Here is a 17775-nt window from a genome sequence, read left to right on the forward strand (position 1 = left end):
AAAAAAGATAATGGATGCCCTCGGCACCGCACGCCTTGCACTGAGCTCGGACCTTGCCCTGATCCGCAGCGGTCTGGCCGGCCTGGACCTGACCGACAAAACGCTGACCACCCGCGCGGCCAACTTCGTCGCCAGCGGCGACGATCCGTCCGTGCTGACGGCACTGGCGGCGCTCGGTGGCTTGCCGTTCGAAGCGCTGGGCGATCCGGGCTTGATCGGCTGGGTGCATGGCGGCCGCGCGCAATCGCAGGCCGGCGCAACGGAGGCCGCCACGGCCAGCCTGCGCGCCCGCGCCAGCCTGTACCAGCGCGTGACGGGCGAACCGGAGCAGGTCGCCATGCTGGCGCGGCTGGGGCAAGTGCTGGCGGCAGCCGGCCAGGCGCAGCACCTGAGCCGCCCTATCGACGGTCTGCCCGACTGGCTGCAAACCCTGCTCAACGACGCGCTGTGGAACACCGCCCCCCGTAACATCGGCAGGTCCGACATCACGCCGGAACTACGACCGGCATGGACGGTCGCGCTGCTGGCCGCCTTGCTGGCGGACGACAGTCGCTGCACAATACCAGTGCTGTCGATCGTTTTCGAGCGCAGTGGTATCGACAGCTATCACCAGGACCGTATCTACCTGCCGCTGCTCGCGCCCGGCCTGCTCGACGACTACATGCTGGCCCATCCCGCCGAGGTGGAAGCAGCCGGCCGCACGCTGTCGGCCGTCGGCCGCGTGCAACTGCTCAAGCGCCTGGGCAGCCACCCGCCGCTGCTGGCTGCCTTCAATACACTCATCATCGCCATGGCCGCAGGCGACAGCAAGACCGTGCGCGCAGCAGCCATCCCCCTGATGGACAGCATCGCCCAACCCACCGCACTGGCGGCGCTGGCCGAACTGCTGGCCGACGGCCGCACCGGCGAACGCGCCAACGCCGCCGACCTGCTGGCACGCACCCAGGGCGAGGCCGCGCGCCCGGTGCTGGAGGCGGCGCTGGCGCGGGAAGCCGGCAAAACGGTGCAGCAGGCGATCCAGGCGGCGCTGTCGCGTCTGGGCGCAGCCACCGATGCCGGCGAACTGTCGCTGCCGGAGCCGCCGCCGCTGCCGCCCCCGCCCACCGAGGTGCTGGGCGACGATGCGATTGAGCTGCTGCGACAGAACCGGCTCGAACTGCTCGAGCGATACCGCACCGGCGCGGAACAGGAAATTGCCGACAACCGTGACCGCACCCATCCCTACAAATTTGCGCAGGAGAAGTACGCCCGCTACCGCAAGCTCGACGACGGCATGTTGCGCGACGCGATCCTGGCCGCGAATGGCCAAGGTGGCCAAGGTGGCAAGGGCGGCGAGCGGGCCCGCGCGCTGCTGGCCGACCGCGATCTTATGGCCACGCTGGAATTGGGCGGGCGCCTCGAAGCGCGCGCCGACTTCGGCTTGCTGCAAGTACTGCGCCTGACCGTCGGCAGCGGTTTCAATTACTGGGGCTTGTGGACCCGGCCGCTGTTCCAGAACTGGCTGCGGCGCCAGGACCAGGGGCGGGTCGATCTGCGCCAGTTGATGGCGCTGGTAGGGCAATGCGGCGGCGACGTCCGCGCCTTTGGCGCCAGCCTGCTGCGGCCGCACGGCGGCTCGGCCCTGCTCGATCAACTGCCGGCCGACCGCGTGTGGCCGCTGTTTGCCGAGCATCCGGAGCTGATCGATATCGGTCTCGGGCTGGCGCCGGCCAACCTCGACCGCTACTTTCACGACGTAGGCTGCACGCTGGCGGTGCTGGCCACGTTCCCCGTGATCCCGCCGCGCTGGGTACCCACGCTGATGGAACTGGCGCTGGGCGAAGGCAAGTCCCACCGCGCGGCCGCCCGCCAGGCCATGGCGCGCATGCCCGACATCGGCAAGCGCGTGGTGGATGCCCTGCAATCGGGTAAACAGGAGCTGCGCATCGAAGCGGCACGCTGGCTGGCCGCGCTCGACTACCGCGCCGGCATCCCGGCGCTGCAGGCGGCGCTCGACAAGGAAACCCGCGAAACTGCCAGCGCCGCCATGATGACCGCGCTTGAACAACTGGGCGTGGATATCGCCGCCTACCTGGCGCCGGAAAAACTGCTGGCGCAGGCGCGCAAAGGCCTCAAGGCCAAGCCGCCGGCCAGCATGGCGTGGCTCGATCTCGACAGCCTGCCCGCCTGCACCTGGGCCGACGGTTCACCGGTCGAGGCAGAGATCATCCGCTGGTGGGTGATCCTGGCCTGCAAGCTCAAGGAACCGGGCGGCAATGCACTGCTGGAGCGCTACCTGGGCCTGTTATCCAGGCCGTCGGCCGCCGCCCTGGGCACGCTGCTGCTGCACCAGTTCATCACGCGCGACACCGCGCGTCCGCCGCTGGAAGACCTCAACGCCGACGTCGATGCCAGTGTGGACCGGCACTACCAGGATTATCTCGCCTCGATCAAGCGCTATCCCGAGGCTTACGCGGGCCAGGCCAGGCTCACCCTCGAGCAGATGCGCGCCCAGCTGTACGACCAGCTCAAGCGCGAGAAAATGAGCGAGTACCTGGGCACGGCCATCAACGAGAAGGGCATGCTGGCGCTGGTGGCCTGCGTGCCGGGCGCACAGCTGGTGGCCGCCATCCAGCAGTACATGCGCGACCACTACCAGCGCCGCGCCCAGGTCGAGGCGCTGCTGGAGGCGGCCTGCGGATCCAACGACGGCGCCGTGATCCAGTTCGCGCTCGGTATCGCGCGCCGTTACCGCACGGCGTCGGTGCAGGAAAAGGCACGCATGCTGGTGCAGCGCATCGCCGACCGCAATGGCTGGACCCAGGACGAGCTGGCCGACCGCACTGTGCCCACCGGCGGCCTCGATGACAGCGGCCGCATGGCGCTGCAATATGGCAGCCGCGTATTTACCGTCTCGCTCGACGCAGCCCTCAAGCCGGTGCTGCGCAACGAAGAAGGCAAAACGGTGGCCGCACTGCCGGCGCCGCGCCAGGACGACGATGCGGACGCCATCAAGGAAGCCAAACAGCAGTTCGCCACCTGCAAGAAGGAAGTGAAACAGGTGGTGGACATGCAGACCAGCCGCCTGTACGAGGCCATGTGCGCCGGCCGCCGCTGGCCCGCCGTCGAATGGCGCCAGTACCTGCTGCGCCACCCGGTGGTCGGGCGCCTGGCGCAGCAGCTGGTGTGGGAAGAAGTGGCGATCGATGGCGCAGGCATAGTGGTCACGCGCTGCTTCCGCCCCACCGAGGACGGCAGCCTGATCGACGCCGGCGACGACGACATCGACCTCGATGACGCGGCGCAGGTACGCCTGGCGCATGGCGCGCTGCTGCCGGCGGCCGCCGCTGCCGCCTGGACCGCGCACTGCAAGGACTACAAGCTGACGCCGTTGTTCGCGCAGATGACGCATGCGCTGCCCGCGCAGCGGGACGGCAGCGCAATCGACGACCGCCTGGGCTGGCTGTCCGACAGTTTCACCCTGCGCGGCGCCTTTGCCAAACGTGGCTACCAGCGCGGCGCGGCGGAAGACGGCGGCGTCTTCTTCGAGTATCACAAGGACTTCGCGGCCAGCAGCCTGGCCGTGGTGATCGAATTTTCGGGCAGCAGCCTGCCCGAGGAAAATATCACCGCCGTGCTCAAGTCGCTCTCGTTCCGCCGCCACGGCGCGCACCGCTACGACTACAGCACAGTGCCGCTGGCGCAAGTGCCGCCGGTGCTGCTGGCCGAAGCCTACGGCGACTACCTCGCGGTGGCCGCCGCCTGCACCGGCTTCGACCCGGACTGGGAAAAGAAAACGCCGTGGTAACCAAGGAATGCAATGACTGAACCAACCATCCTGCGCGCCAGCGCCGAACTGCGCTACCGCGAAGAACTCGAGCGCCTGCGCGCGGTCGACAGCGACCAGCGCCCCGCTGGCTGGCGCCTGTCCCCGCGCGCTGTGCGCCGCTTCATCCTCGGCGATGCGGCGCTGGACGTGGGCCGCAAGTTCTACGGCGACGACCCGCTGGTGGACCGCGCCATCGTCACACTGATGGGCCACCAGGGCCTGATGCTGGTGGGAGAGCCGGGCACCGCCAAGTCGCTGCTCTCGGAATTACTCAGTGCAGCCATCAGCGGCGATTCGGCGCTGACCATCCAGGGCACGGCCGGCACTACCGAAGACCACATCAAGTATTCGTGGAATTACGCGCTGCTGCTGGCCGAAGGCCCGAGCCTGCGCGCCATGGTGCCGTCGCCGCTGTACCAGGCCATGGTGGCCGGGCGCATCGTGCGCTTCGAGGAAATCACGCGCTGCCCGCCCGAGATCCAGGACGTGATGATTTCGCTGATGTCGGAAAAGCAGATCATGGTGCCGGAACTGGGCGAACAGGCGCGCGTGCATGCGCAGCGCGGCTTCAACGTCATCGCCACCGCCAACCTGCGCGACCGCGGCGTGCACGAGATGTCGTCCGCGCTCAAGCGCCGCTTCAATTTCGAGACCGTGCGGCCGATCCGCGACCACGACTTCGAGGTGGAACTGGTGATGCAGCAGGTGAAACGCGACCTGGACGGCGCCGGCCTCGGCGCCCAGGTGCGGGTGGAGCGCGACATCGTCGCCCTGCTGGTGACCACGTTCCAGGAACTGCGCGCCGGTCAGACGCGCGAAGGCACGGCCATCAAGACGCCGGATACCGTGATGTCCACCGCCGAAGCGGTCAACGTTGCCTACGCCGCCGCGCTGGAGGCCACCTATTTCGGCAACGGCCAATTGACGCCGCGCGAGATCGCCAACCAGTTGCAAGGCGTGGTCCTCAAGGACAATGCCGACGACCTCAAACGCGTACAGCATTATTTCGATACCGTGGCGCGCGAACGGGCGCGGCGCGACAGCAACTGGAAGGCGTTCTGCGACGCCGCGCGCAGCCTGTGGCCATAGCGCCGGCGCCCACGCTGGCGGCGCTGGCGCCGCTATTGATCGACGGCGTCCACTTCGCGCCGATCCGCCACCACAGCCCGGCGTGCGCGCTGGCGGTGCAGGCGCTGATCCGCGAAGTGCGCCCCGCCGCCGTGCTGATCGAGGGGCCGGACGACTTCAACGCGCTGCTGCCGCTGCTGCTCGATGCCGCCACCCGGCCGCCGGTGGCGATCCTGGCCCAGGCGACGGCGCCGACCGGAAGGAACGATCCCGACGCGGCGCGCTCGGTGTTTTACCCGTTCTGCGACTACAGCCCGGAATGGGTGGCGCTGCACGAAGGCCGCGCGGCCGGCGCGCAACTGGCTTTTATCGACCGCCCGTGGCGCCCCAATGACGATAACTACGACCGCAACGACAGCGACGACGATGAGGACATCGGCAACCTGATGTCGGAGCGCTACCTGGCCCACAGCGACTACCTGAAGGCGCTGGCCGCGCGCACCGGCTGCCGCGACCAGGACGAATTGTGGGACCACCTGTTCGAGCTGCGCGACAGCGCCGCCCTGCGCGACTGGCGGCATTTGTTCGCCGACGTCCACGCCTACTGCGCCATGGCGCGCAACGATTACGAGCCGGCAGTGCTGGAAGCCGAGGGCAGCCTGCCGCGCGAACGCCACATGGCCGCGCACCTGCGCGCCTGGCGCGCCAAAGTCGAAGGCCCGATCGTAGTGGTGACCGGCGGCTTTCACACCACGGCGCTGCAACGCATGCTGCACGCACCGGAAACGGCGCCTGCGGTGAGAGACAGCGGCGCCGGCAAGCGCCTGGGCAGCTGGCTGATCCGCTACAGCTTCGACCGCCTCGACGCCCTGAGCGGCTACGCCTCCGGCATGCCCTCGCCCGCTTATTACCAGCGCGTGTGGGAGAGCGCCAACGCCACCGCAGACGGCCCGCTGTTGGCCGACGTCGCGGCCGAATGCCTCACCGGCCTGGCGCGCATCAGCCGAGAACTGGGCCTCTCCGAGCAGATTTCCACGGCAGGCGTGCAGGCGGCGGTGGTGCAGGCGGTGCGCCTGGCCGACCTGCGCGGCCACGCGGGACCGGGCCGGCAAGACCTGCTCGACGCCGTGCGTTCGTGCTTCATCAAGGGCGCTATCGACGACGGCACCAGCGGCATGGCGGCCGACATCCACCGCTACCTCGGCGGCAGCAAAATCGGCGATATTCCGCCGTCGGCCGGCTCGCCGCCGTTACTGGAAGATGCACGCCGCACAGCCGCGCACATGCGCATCAACCTCGGCGACAGCACCGCGCGCACCGTGCGCCTGGACCTGTACCGCAAGGACCGCCACCGTGCGCGCAGCCGCTTCCTGCACCTGATGGCGTATCTCGACACGGGCCTGGCGCGGTGGCAATCGGGCCCGGACTTCATCGGCGGCAGCTCGCTCGACCTCCTGATGGAAGAGTGGCGCGTGGCCTGGAGCCCGCTGGTGGAAGCGCGCCTGATCGAATGTTCGCCGCTGGGCGCCACCTTGCAGGCGGTCGCCATGGCGCGGTTGCACCGCGACCAGGCCGCGCTGGCGGCGCAAGGCCAGGGCCGCTCGGCGTCGGCGGCGGTCAGCCTGCTCACGCGCGCTTGCGTAATTGGCCTGCACCAGCAACTGCCGTCGCTGCTGCAACTGGTCGCCGACCTGCTGGACGAGGACAGCAACGCAGCCTCGGTGATCACGTGCAGCCACCGGTTGCTGCTGCTCTGGCGCGGACGCGAGCCGCTGGGATTGCAGGAGCATCCGCAACTGCGCGCACTGCTGCTGCAAGCGTGGAACACCGCGCTGTACCTGGTGCCGCAACTGGCGCAGGCCAAGCCTGAAGACGAAGCGGCCGCCATCGGCCACCTGCGCACCCTGCGCACGCTACACGGCGCCTTGCGCCAGTTGGCAGATGATCGGGCGGCCGGCGCTCCGGCTGCTGGCGCTGCTGCGGCTGAATCTCCGGCAGCCGGCGTCCCAGTGGCTGACGGTCCGGCGGCCGGCGGCCCGGCGGCCGGCGCTCCGGTGGCCGGGATCACGGTGAGCGGCATCCCGGCAGCGAGTGCGCCCGCGCCGCGCCATACCAGCATCTGGCAACGCCAGTTACTGGCGCTGGCCACGGCCATCGACGGCGCGCCCGGCGTGCGCAGCGCCGCTGCCGCCACGCTGTTCATCGACGGCGCCTGGACCGATACCGAACTGGCGGCGATGCTGCAAGCGTGTTTCGGTCCCGGCGCCCTGCCCGGCGACGCCGTGCGCGGCCTGGCCGGCCTGATGGCGGTGGCGCCGGAGCTGCTGCTCACCCAGGCAGGCCTGCGCGCACAGGTAAGCGCCATCGTGGCCGGCTGGGACGAGCGTACATTCATAGACTTCCTGCCCGACCTGCGCCAGGCATTCACCCTGCTCAAGCCGCAGGAGACGGCGCACCTGGCCGAGGCGCTGACCGGTACGCAGCAACTGACGCTGGCCGAAACCCACTACACCGCCACCGAGGCCGACCTGCTGGCCGGCGTGGCGCTGCAAGCGCGGCTGGCCGCCAGCGTGGCGCGCGACGGCCTGGGTGCATGGCTGACCACCGGGGCCACATCATGACCGACACCATGAACACCCAGCACAACGACAGCGCCAGCGACCCCGAACTGCTGCGCCGCTGGCGCCTGATCCTGGGCCGCTACGCCGGCCAGCCCAACAGCGTCGCCATGAGTCCGCGCGACCAGCAGATCGACCACGCGCTCGACTACCTGTACGGCCGCGAATACCAGGGGCGCGGCCTGCTGCGCACCCCGGGCAGCGGCGGCTCGCTCGACCCCAGCGCGATCAAGGCGGTGGACTGGTTGCAGCGCACCCGCACGCTGTTCCCACAGGACGTGTTCGAGCGCATCCAGCAGCACGCGGTGGAAAAATACCAGTTGGCCGAACTGCTGCAGGACCCGGACGTGCTGCGTTCGCTGGAGCCGAACCAGGCGCTGGCGCGTACCCTGCTCGGCATGCGCGGACGCTTGAGCGCGCAGATGCGCGACGCCGTGCAGGACGTGATCCGCCAGGTGGTCGAGGAGATCACGCGGTGCCTGCGGCCGCAGTTCGTCAACGCGCTGGTGGGCCGGCGCAACCGGTTTCGCCGTTCGCACATGCCCAGCGCGCAGAACTTCGACTGGCGCGCCACCATCGCCGCCAACCTGCGCCACTACGACCTGGCCAGCGGCCGGCTGGTGATTGCGCGGCCGATCTTCAATGCGCGGGTCAAGCGTCACCTGCCGTGGGACGTGATCCTGTGCGTGGACCAGAGCGCGTCGATGCTCGATTCGGTGATGTACAGCGCGGTGGTGGCCGGCATCCTTTCCAGCCTGCCCACGGTCAATGTAAAACTGGTGGTGTTCGATACCAGCGTAGTGGACCTGACCCACCTTGCTGCGGATCCGGTGCAGCTGCTGCTCACGGTGCAACTGGGCGGCGGCACCGACATCGGCCGCGCCATGCAGTATTGCGAAACGCTGGTGCGCACGCCGCAGCGTACGGTGGTTGCGCTGATCAGCGATTTCGAGGAAGGTGCGCTACCGGGGCCGCTGCTGGCCAGCGTGCAGCGCATGACCGAAGCGCGCGTCAAAGTGCTGGGGCTGGCGGCGCTCGACGAAGCGGCGCGACCGGTGTACGACCACACCATGGCGCAGCGCCTGGCCGGGCGTGGCGCCGAGGTGGCGGCGCTCACCCCCGCGCATTTCGCCGAATGGCTGGCCGAGGTGATGGCGTGACGGACTGGCTCCATATTTACCGCAACACCGACGACGACACCCTGGCCGCCCTGGGCAGCACGGGCCTGGTAAGGCGCGCCGCCAAGGACGTGGAAGCGGGCAAGGTGGCGTGGGAAACTGCGCCCCACCTGCTGCGCGCGGACGGACAACTGGTGCGCATCGACGCCGGCGGCCCGGCCCGCGCCAGCTGCGACTGCCCCGCACCCGGCGTATGCAAACACATACTGGCCGCCGTCATCTGGCTGCGTAACGCCGCGCCGGAGCCTGATGTGGCCGATGCTCTGCCTGTCCTGCTGGCCGAAGTAATGGCGCTGGATCCTGCCGCCGTGTTCAAGACCGCCGGCCTGGCCGCCACCCGCAAGGCAGCTGCTCTGCACGCGGTGGAGCATCCAGTGACCTTGTCCGCCACCGCCGGCGCCTTGCTGATCACGCTGCCGTCGCTCGACATCACATGCCGCTACATCGGCGGCGCCGGCTTTGCCGGCATGGTGTCGGAAGCGCCGGCCGCGTCGCGCGCGGCGGTGCACGTCCTGGCGCTGGCTGCCGTCTGGCGCCAGCAGGGCTGCGCCATCGCATGGCCGGCGCCGTCCAGGTCCGGTGCAGCTGCGGCGCCCGATGATGATGCCGGCCTGTCCGCCGACGAGCAGCGCTTCATCGAACGCCTGCGCGCGCTGGTGCTGGCCGCGTTCGAGGATGGCTGGTCGCACGTGAGTGAGATCGTGCCGGCGCAGTTGCGCGCGCTGGCCATGTCGGCGCGGGTGGAGTCGTTCCCGCGCCTGGCCGGCATGTTGCGCGCGCTGGCCGGCACCGCCAGCTTGCTGGTGGAGCGCGACGCGGGCGCCGACGAGCGCCAGGCGATCCGCCTGGCCACCGGCATCTACGCCCTCACCCACGCGCTGGAATCTGCCCGAGGTGGGCTGCTGCGCGAGCTGCGTGGCCGCGAGCGCCGCAGTTTCGACGGCAACCAGGCGCTGGAACTGCTGCCGCTGGGCGCCCACTGGTGGGAACAGCGCGGCGGCGCGCGCGGCTTGAGCATCGCGTTCTGGAACCCCGCCGCACAGGGCGTGATGCAGGCGGTGCTGGCGCGCCGCGACCACGCCGACCGCCACTTCAACCGCGAACTGGCCTGGAGCACGACCAGCCTGTGGCAAGGCGCAGGCGCCGCGGCCACGCTGGCCGGTGGCGCGCTGACGCTGGAACAGGCGCGCATATCCGACGACTTGCGCCTGGGCCTGAGCATGGAGACCCGCGCCAGCGTGCAGCCGCCCTGGCGCGCCACTGACGAGCGCTGGACCAGCGCCGGCTACGACGACTGGAATGTTCTGGCCGATGCCCTGCGCGCCAGCGCCGGTCTGCGCGGCGAAGCGCTCGACTGCGTACTGCTCAAGCCCGCGCGCTGCGATACGCCGCGCCTCGACGAAGCGCGCCAGACCTTCGACTGGACCTTGCGTGACAACAGCGGCGCGGCGCTGGCGCTGCAACTGCCGTGCGACCCCGTGCACCATCAGCGCATCGGCAACCTGGAGGACTGGGTGGCGAACGGCGCGCCGATCAGCGCCGTGCTGGCGCGTTATGAGCGCAGCCTGCAGGGCGGCCGGCTCGAACCACTGACGTTGATGATCGAAACGGCCGGCGTGCTGCGCGCAGTTTCGCTCGACTACGAAGGCGCGCCAGCCGGTGCGGCCAGAAGCGCACCGCTGCTGCAACGACTGGCGCGCTTGTTCGGCGCCAGGTCGGCTGCCGCAACGCCAGCCGACATCCCTGCCGAATCCATCGAGACCGCCACCCACGCCGGCTGGATCGGCGCCATGCAACAACTGCTGGAAAACCAGGCCATGAGCGGCAGGCTGCATGTGCCAGGGGCGGACCGCCAGCGCCTGGTCGCGCTGCGCGCCAGCCTGCGCGCGAGCGGCGTCGATCTGCTGGCGGACGCGCTGGCGCGCTATCTCGACCAGCCAGACACCGCGCGCGGCATCGCCCTGCTCTACCTGTGTCTGACCTGCGCCGAGCTAGGAGGTTAGCGGTACCTCCAGGCGTACCTCGGTGCCACCACCGGCGCGGCGGCTGATGCGCAAGCTGGCTTTGACCAGGTGCGCGCGCTCGCGCATGCCGGCCAGGCCCCAGTGGCCGTGCGGCGCACCGTGGGTCAGTACCTGGTCGTCGATGCCGCATCCGGCATCGAGCACGCGCAGTTGCACACCATCCGGCGCGTAGCGCAGTGCGATGTGCACCGTCACCGCGCCGGAATGGCGGCAGGCGTTGTGCAGCGCCTCAAGCGCGATCGCATGCACTTCGTGCTGCACACTGTCGGACAGCGGCACCGGCTTGCCCTGCTGCTCGACATGCACGGTCACGCCGTACTGCTGGCCGCAGGCGGCAGCCGCTTCTTCCAGCGCCCGCTGCAGGCCCGGTTGCGCGTCGTCACCCGAGCGCAGCGCCCATACCTGTTCGCGCCCTTCCAGCAGCACCGCGTCGGCGGTATCGAGTGCGTGGTCGATTTCGCGTTGCAGCGGATCGTCGGTGGCGATGCCATGCTTGATGCGGTCAAAACGCATGATCAGTGCCTGTACGCTTTGCAAGAAGCTGTCGTGCAGGGTGCGGGCGATGCGGGTACGCTCGTCGAGGCGCTCCTGCATGCGCTCGGCCACGCGCGCCGTCGCCAGTTGCACGCGCCAGCGGAACAGGCCATAGCCGGCCAGCGCCAGCACCAGCGCGCACAGCAGCTTGAACCACAGCGTCTGCACGAAAGTCGGTGCGATGGCCACATCGAGCGTGGCCGGCCGCGTGCTCCACACGCCGTCCTCGTTCGAAGCCAGCACCTCGAAGCGGTAGTCGCCCGGTCCCATGTTGGTATAAAAAGCCTGGCGCCGGGTGCCGGCGTCGCGCCAGCCATCCTCCAGTCCTACCAGGCGGTAGCGGAAGCGCGCACGCTCGGGGATGGTCAGCACGGCGGCGGTGAAATCGAGTTCGATGTTTTCGGTACCAGCGGGCAGGCGCGCGGCGCCGTTGAGCGGGTAGGAACGGCCTTCCGCGCGCAGGCCGATCACCTGCGGCGTGGGCATCAGCGGATTATGGGTGATGTGGCGGGGATCGATCCAGCCGACATAGGAGCTGGAGGCGTACCAGATATGGCCGTCGCTGCTTTCCGCCAGCGTGGGGATGGGGCGCAGCTGCGTGGCGATGCCGCCATAGCCATCGAGGTAATCGAAGCGCTCCATGGGCACCGCCACCGTCGCTGCGCCGTTCGCCAGCGCGGCAGCCACGTCGCGTGCACGGATATGCGCCAGCCCACCGACGCCATGCAACCACAAGTCGCCGGCAGCGTTTTCCACGATGCCCGACACGCCGAACAGTTCGGCGCTGCCCGCATCGCGCAACATGGCGAAGCGCTTGCCGTTCCAGTGTGCGAAGCCATGGTCGCCGCCAACCCACAGGTGCTTGCCACGACTGTTGATGGCGAGGATATTACCGGCGGCCAGGCCTTCGCCGGCGCCCAGCTGGCGCAGCGCGCCATCGGCCGACAGCACCGCCATGGCGTTTTCCGGATAGCCGAACCAGAGCCGTCCCTGTGCGTCGGCATGCAGCGAAATCGCCGTGCGCGCCGCCAGTTCCGGCGCCGCCGGCCGCCCCCACACGCCCGCCTTGAATGTATGGATGCCGTGGCCGATGATCGAGAGCCACAGCGTGCCGTCGCCATCCATCGCCATGGCCTGCACCGCCATCCTGGCCGGCCCGCTCGGCAAAGGCCAGCGCCGGTACCGGGCATCGCGCACCTGCCACAGCGCGCCCTCTGCCGCGAACCACGCGCTGCCATCGGCGGCGCGGGCGCTGGCTGTCGGGCTGTGGATCGGCGTGGCAAAGCGGCGGCCATCCTGGTCGACCCGGTACAGGGTATCGTCGAAGCCGATCATGCCCGGCGTGCTGCCCATCCATAACTCGCCGTGCGCACCGGCCAGTACGCTCATGAACGCGGTCTGGGCGCCGCCCCACTCCAGCCGGTTGATGCGGCCGTGGCTAAGGCGATCGACGCCACCTTCCGTGGTCAGCCAGGTATTGCCTTCGCGGTCCGTGAACTGGGCGTGGACATTGCGGCCACTGAAACCACCTTCAATCGCATCGGCGCTGCGGGCCGGATCCGACGGATCGACCTGGTACACCCCCTGCGGGGTCATGATCCATAACCCACCGTCCATTTTCTGAAAGACGTCCAGCCGTTGCTGCGTAAAGTGCGGCAGCGCCAGTGGCCGTACCAACTCGGTGGCGGGATCGAAAATGAACAACGCCCGGTGCTCGGTCTTGAGCAGGATGGTGCCGTCGGGACGAAGGTCGCCGCTATCGATGGGGGGCAAGCCCGATGTACCTGATATGCGCCGGAACCGCTGGCTGCCCGGCTGCCTGATGTATAAGCCCGTATCCGCGTATGCCAGCAAGGCGCCATTGGGCGCCACCGTAAAATGGCTGAAATTGCCCGGTGCGATGCCCTCGGCGGCGCCCATGGCGGCCCACCGCTGGCCATCGCGGCGGAACACCCCGACGTAAGTCGCCGCCCACATCACCCCGTCCGGGGTGCGGGCCAGTTCCTGCGTGGTACGCGCCGGCAGGCCTTGCGCCTCGCGGTAGTGCGTTACCGCGCCGTGCTCGAACACGCTCGCACCACCGAACCGGTAGCCCACCCACAGCGCGTCACCGTACGCGGCCACCGCCGACACATCGGTCGCCAGCAGCTTGTTGCCATCAATCGCATCGACGCGGTCGAAGCGCACACCGTCAAACCGGTGCAGCCCCTCGTAATTGGCCAACCACAGCATGCCACGACTATCCTGCGCCATGGCGATAGCCGCCGACGGCGCACCATCGCGCTTGCGCCAGGCGACATGCTGCAAGGTGCTCTGCCGGTACGGCGCAACCGGCACTTCGACCTGCGCTCTGTCGAAGACCTGCGGCGGCGGTGGCGCGGGCGTCGTGTAGCCGATGGCCGGCGCAAGCGCCAGCAAAAGCAGCACGGGGCGAGCGGCCAGCCGCAATGCGCGTAGGGACAGTGGAACCATGTGATGTTGTGACGAGGGAGGCCACGCATTATAGACCGACAGGAAATTTAGAATCTCCCCTCTAATTAATAAATTCCACATGGAAATTACTTTTCCAACAAGAAATATTCAATTACTATTACTTTTCCTCAATATGTACAAAAAATATAATCAATGAAGAATTTATCGTTCAAGCAAAAACTATGGCTGCCCCTGATACTGAGTCTGCTCTGCATCTTTGTCATTTTTGTCCACGGCGCGATCCAGACGCGCGATCTGCGCATGCAAGAGCGCCAGAAGGATCTCACCAACGTCAACCAGGTAGGCCTGAGCATCGTCAAGCATTTTGATGCGCAGGCCACCGCCGGCCAGATCACAAAAGAAGAAGCGCAGCGCCGCGCCATCGACGTTGTGCGTTCGCTGCGTTTCGGCGAAGACGGCTACACCGCCATCGCCAGCAAGGACATGATCTCGCTGATGAATCCCTTCGCGCCGCAAAACAACGGCAAGGACATGAGCGGCTTCAAGGACATCAACAACTATTACCTGTACCGCGAAATCGCCGCCGCTGGCGCCAGCACCACCGGTTCCGGCTACGTGCGCTACGTGTGGCCGCGCCCGGGCGGCAAGGAGCCGCTGCCAAAGACCAGCCGCGTGGACCGCTACGGCCCATGGGGCTGGGACCTGATCACGGGCGTGTACATGGACGACATCGACCGCGCCTTCCGAGCGGAGCTGCTGAAATCGGGCAGCGTGCTACTGGGCGTGACGCTGCTGCTGGGCTTTATCGTCACCCGCATCAACCAGGGCCTGCGACAAACCATCGGCGGCGAACCGGCGCTGGTGCGCGAAGCGGCCGCCCGCATCGCCAGCGGCGACTTCAGCGTGCCGATCCATGTCGACGCACGCGACGACAGCAGCATCTTCTTCGGCATGAAGAGCATGCAAACCCAGCTCGCCAGCACCATCGGCGACATCCGCCGCAGCGCCGACACCATCGCCCTCGCCTCGTCCGAAATCGCCAGCGGCAATATGGACCTGTCGGCCCGCACCGAGTCGCAAGCCAGCTCGCTCGAACAGACCGCCGCCTCGATGGAAGAGCTGACCGCGACGGTCAACCAGAACGCCGTCAACGCCCAGCAAGCCAACGAGATGGTGATCTCGGCCGCCAGCGTGGCCGGCAAGGGTGGCGAAGTAGTCGCCAAGGTCGTGCAAACCATGGACACCATCAACAGCTCGGCCACGCGCATCGTCGATATCATCAGCGTGATCGATGGCATCGCGTTCCAGACCAATATCCTGGCCTTGAACGCGGCCGTGGAAGCGGCGCGCGCCGGCGAGCAAGGCCGTGGTTTCGCCGTGGTCGCGAGCGAAGTGCGCAACCTGGCGCAGCGCAGTGCAGCCGCCGCCAAAGAGATCAAGACCCTGATCGGCGACTCGGTGGACAGCATCAAGGTGGGCAGCGGCCTGGTGGCCGAAGCTGGCGCCACCATGGACCAGATCGTGGCGAGCGTCTCGCGCGTGACCACCATCATGACCGCGATCACCGCTGCCTCGCACGAACAGAGCATCGGCATCGGCCATGTCAACCAGGCCATCACCGAAATGGACGCCGTGACCCAGCAGAATGCCGCACTGGTGGAAGAAGCGGCATCCGCCTCGGCCAGCATGCAGGACCAGGCCAGCATGCTGGCGCAACTGGTGCTGCGCTTCCGCCTGGACAAGGCCGAGCGCAAGGTAGCCCTGCTGCGCTAAGGCGCTTGGTCCGTTAGCGCCGTTCGAACCACGCCATGAAGGCGTCGTATTCGGGCTGCGCCTCCGGCACCGGCCGGCCTGCCGGCACCAGCTGATGTCCGGCCAATGGAATGCGGCGGAACGTCACATCCCGGCCCTGGGTGCGCAATTGCGCGTACAGCACTTCGGTGGACAGGATCGGAACGCTGTCGTCCTGCATGCCGCTGGCCAGGTACACGCGCGCCTTCGAGTGCGCCATGTTCTCCGCCGTGGACTGCGCAAAGAAACTGCTCCAGCGCAGGTACGGGTGGCCCCAGGCGAACTTGCTGGTGCTCGTCGGATCGGCGGCGATCGCACCGTAGGTCCGGTCCAGCTCCTGCAGCTGTTTGAGCTTGTCCTCGTCGCTGCCGTTCGAGCGATAGATGTTGGCGGCGAAGTCGTAGAGCTGGGTCGGTCCGTTGGCAGCGATAAGCACCACGTCCGTCACCTCGGCCAGTTCACGCGCCAGTCCGGCGGCCATGGGTGCGCCTTCCGACATCCCGATCACCAGCACGCGCCGCGCGTCGACTTCGGGCCGCAACAATGCGTGGCGCACCGCCTGCTTGAGCGTGGCCAGCCACGTGTCGTAGGAAAAGTGGCGATTGAAATCGCCGGCGCAGCCGACTGCCGAACCGGGGGCGCCCTGTTGCGGTTCGTCCGACTGGAAAGGCTTGTCCACGGCCATGACGGCATATCGCTTTTCGGCCGCGAGCGGTATCCACGAATAGATATTCGAAGAGCGGTTGGCCGTAGCATGGCGGGGCTTCGTTAATCCAAATAGCTATTTTGCCGGAAAAACCATTTTGCAGGATAAAGTCGAAATAAGAATGTGATGCGCGACTTGAGAATTGACTTCATGCAGCTATGTGTGTGCATTGAATGTGCAATGCACATACACTACAATAAAATCTGCTATTCGCCGAAGTTCGACTTTTTAAAAGGTGCCATGATGTCCAAGGAAGTACAGATGACTTTTCGCGTCGAGTCTGAATTGCGCACGGATTTTGCAGCAGCAGCTGCTGCAGAAGATCGCCCCGCTGCCCAATTATTGCGAGAGTTTATGCGGGCATATGTCAACCAGTCGAAACAAAAGCTGCTTACCTCGGCTAACAATATCGTTTCGCCCGCTGAGAAGCGGCGCAGGGAGCAGGCCGTTAACTTTGCCCGTGCGTCCGTAGGACTGGAAGGCTTCAAGCCGTCACCGGCAGCGGAAGCCAGCGCCCGACAATTCATTAATGGCCGAGTCAACATGGCTGAATTAGTAAAGCCAATCAAAGACTCCGAATAAGCCATGAGCAATAAATCGTTGACCGACGAGCAGCGCGAACAGCTTGAAGCCGACTTCACATTCAAAAGAATTTACGAACTTGAGCTGTACCCGGTGCAAGGAAAATTCGACGCAAGCCACTTGCGCGAAGTCAACCGCCGAATTTTTCAAGACCTGCCCGGCGCCGGCTTTGATCACGTCACCCCAGGCGAATATCGGAAGCCGGTGCCTGATGGCCGAGACTGGATGAAGCAGCGCGGCCTATCGACCGTGAACGGCCAATTCTTTGTAGCCTACTCACGTATGGACGCGCTCGCAATTAACCGGATTGACATCGCGCTTGCTACGGCCACGCCCGGCGAACTTCGCAATTTGAAGACATCGGAATTCACGGCGCGACTTGCAACACTTTACACGGAGCTTGATTACCTTCATCCGTTCAGCGACGGCAACAGCCGAACCTTGCGAACCTTTACCAGGCAACTCGCCAGGGAAGCGGGCTATCAACTGGAGTGGGAACGGTTTGGAGGTAGCGAGGTTGCCCGCGACCTCCTGTACATCGCACGTGACCGCAGTGTCAACGAACTGGCAAAACCGCATGTTCAACACGAAAACACCATGCGCAAAATCATTTTTACTCGTGACCGACTGGACGGCAATCGAAACTTGCCGGACTTACTGCGCGATGTGGTTCGTCCTGGCCGCGCGGTAGCTTTCGAGAGAAGTCCCGAAGCGCAAGCGTTGGAAGATTATCCAGAACTGAAAGAGGCATACAAAACGATGCACGAGGCCGCGCGGTATTTTGCGACCAAATGGCCAGGCAAGGTCGCGGCGCAAGAGCAAGCAATTCAGACTGTGATGAACCACGTTCAGGAGCGTTTGAACGCTGGCGAAACGACAGATTTTTGCAATTCCTAAAATGGAAAAAACCGCGCCCTTCTTTGCAAAGGTGCGGGCTTCTGCTATTACTTGAGCTTGCCGGAATCACATTCCGCTATGGCGCACCTCTCCCAGAGACACAAATGTCCCTCGCTTGTCCCTCAGGCGGACTCTT

10 protein-coding genes are annotated in these 17775 nt (G+C 66.8%); 8 read left to right on the forward strand and 2 right to left on the reverse strand.

All coding sequences use genetic code 11. The features are described from left to right. Positions 1-10: 10 nt before the first annotated feature. From ASF04_RS11155 to ASF04_RS11175, 5 genes are read left to right on the forward strand one after another with little or no spacing between them, the layout of a single operon-like run. A complete protein-coding gene (locus tag ASF04_RS11155; RefSeq protein WP_082488693.1) occupies positions 11-3787 on the forward strand; it encodes a DUF4132 domain-containing protein in 3777 nt (1258 codons plus the stop codon). Positions 3788-3799: 12 nt separating this feature from the next. Then, positions 3800-4897: an AAA family ATPase gene (locus ASF04_RS11160; protein WP_056141194.1), complete on the forward strand. Its 1098-nt coding sequence runs from the start codon at positions 3800-3802 to the stop codon at positions 4895-4897. Then, complete coding sequence (locus ASF04_RS11165; protein ID WP_056141196.1) at positions 4888-7497, forward strand: DUF5682 family protein; 2610 nt, start codon at positions 4888-4890, stop codon at positions 7495-7497. Before ASF04_RS11160 ends, ASF04_RS11165 begins: the two co-directional genes overlap by 10 nt. After that, positions 7470-8654: a VWA domain-containing protein gene (locus tag ASF04_RS11170; protein ID WP_229205010.1), complete on the forward strand. Its 1185-nt coding sequence runs from the start codon at positions 7470-7472 to the stop codon at positions 8652-8654. The genes ASF04_RS11165 and ASF04_RS11170 overlap by 28 nt, the downstream gene beginning before the upstream one ends. Then, entirely contained in the window at positions 8651-10675 is a 2025-nt protein-coding gene (locus ASF04_RS11175) for an SWIM zinc finger family protein (protein ID WP_056141200.1), read from the forward strand. Before ASF04_RS11170 ends, ASF04_RS11175 begins: the two co-directional genes overlap by 4 nt. Here ASF04_RS11175 and ASF04_RS11180 read toward each other — a convergent pair. Continuing rightward, the gene (locus ASF04_RS11180) at positions 10664-13702 is read right to left on the reverse strand and encodes a sensor histidine kinase (protein WP_156368603.1); all 3039 of its coding nucleotides are present in this window, start codon (positions 13700-13702) and stop codon (positions 10664-10666) included. The genes ASF04_RS11175 and ASF04_RS11180 overlap by 12 nt on opposite strands. A 153-nt stretch (positions 13703-13855) precedes the next feature. On the opposite strand from ASF04_RS11180, the gene ASF04_RS11185 reads away from it, so the two are divergent. After that, the gene (locus ASF04_RS11185) at positions 13856-15436 is read left to right on the forward strand and encodes a methyl-accepting chemotaxis protein (RefSeq protein ID WP_056141210.1); all 1581 of its coding nucleotides are present in this window, start codon (positions 13856-13858) and stop codon (positions 15434-15436) included. A gap of 13 nt (positions 15437-15449) precedes the next feature. Here ASF04_RS11185 and ASF04_RS11190 read toward each other — a convergent pair whose 3' ends face one another. After that, complete coding sequence (locus tag ASF04_RS11190; RefSeq protein WP_373922138.1) at positions 15450-16184, reverse strand: alpha/beta hydrolase family protein; 735 nt, start codon at positions 16182-16184, stop codon at positions 15450-15452. Positions 16185-16340: 156 nt separating this feature from the next. Between ASF04_RS11190 and ASF04_RS28185 the strand changes: the two genes are divergently transcribed. Further along, on the forward strand, positions 16341-16742 hold the full coding sequence (locus ASF04_RS28185) for an antitoxin VbhA family protein (protein ID WP_229205012.1): 402 nt from the start codon (positions 16341-16343) through the stop codon (positions 16740-16742). Between the two features lie 3 nt (positions 16743-16745). Continuing rightward, positions 16746-17639 (forward strand): Fic family protein, encoded by an 894-nt coding sequence (locus tag ASF04_RS11200; protein ID WP_056141212.1) that lies wholly within the window; start codon positions 16746-16748, stop codon positions 17637-17639. The last annotated feature ends 136 nt before the right edge of the window (positions 17640-17775 follow it).

The sequence above is a fragment of the Duganella sp. Leaf61 genome, assembly GCF_001421905.1.
Lineage (GTDB): Bacteria > Pseudomonadota > Gammaproteobacteria > Burkholderiales > Burkholderiaceae_D > Rugamonas > Rugamonas zoogloeoides.

Coding starts and splice junctions, on each gene's coding strand:
- ASF04_RS11155 (WP_082488693.1), top strand. CDS start 11: ATGGATGCCCTCGGCACCGCACGCCTTGCACTGAGCTCGGACCTTGCC.
- ASF04_RS11160 (WP_056141194.1), top strand. CDS start 3,800: ATGACTGAACCAACCATCCTGCGCGCCAGCGCCGAACTGCGCTACCGC.
- ASF04_RS11170 (WP_229205010.1), top strand. CDS start 7,470: ATGGCTGACCACCGGGGCCACATCATGACCGACACCATGAACACCCAG.
- ASF04_RS11180 (WP_156368603.1), bottom strand. CDS start 13,702: ATGGTTCCACTGTCCCTACGCGCATTGCGGCTGGCCGCTCGCCCCGTG.
- ASF04_RS11185 (WP_056141210.1), top strand. CDS start 13,856: ATGAAGAATTTATCGTTCAAGCAAAAACTATGGCTGCCCCTGATACTG.
- ASF04_RS28185 (WP_229205012.1), top strand. CDS start 16,341: ATGCACATACACTACAATAAAATCTGCTATTCGCCGAAGTTCGACTTT.
- ASF04_RS11200 (WP_056141212.1), top strand. CDS start 16,746: ATGAGCAATAAATCGTTGACCGACGAGCAGCGCGAACAGCTTGAAGCC.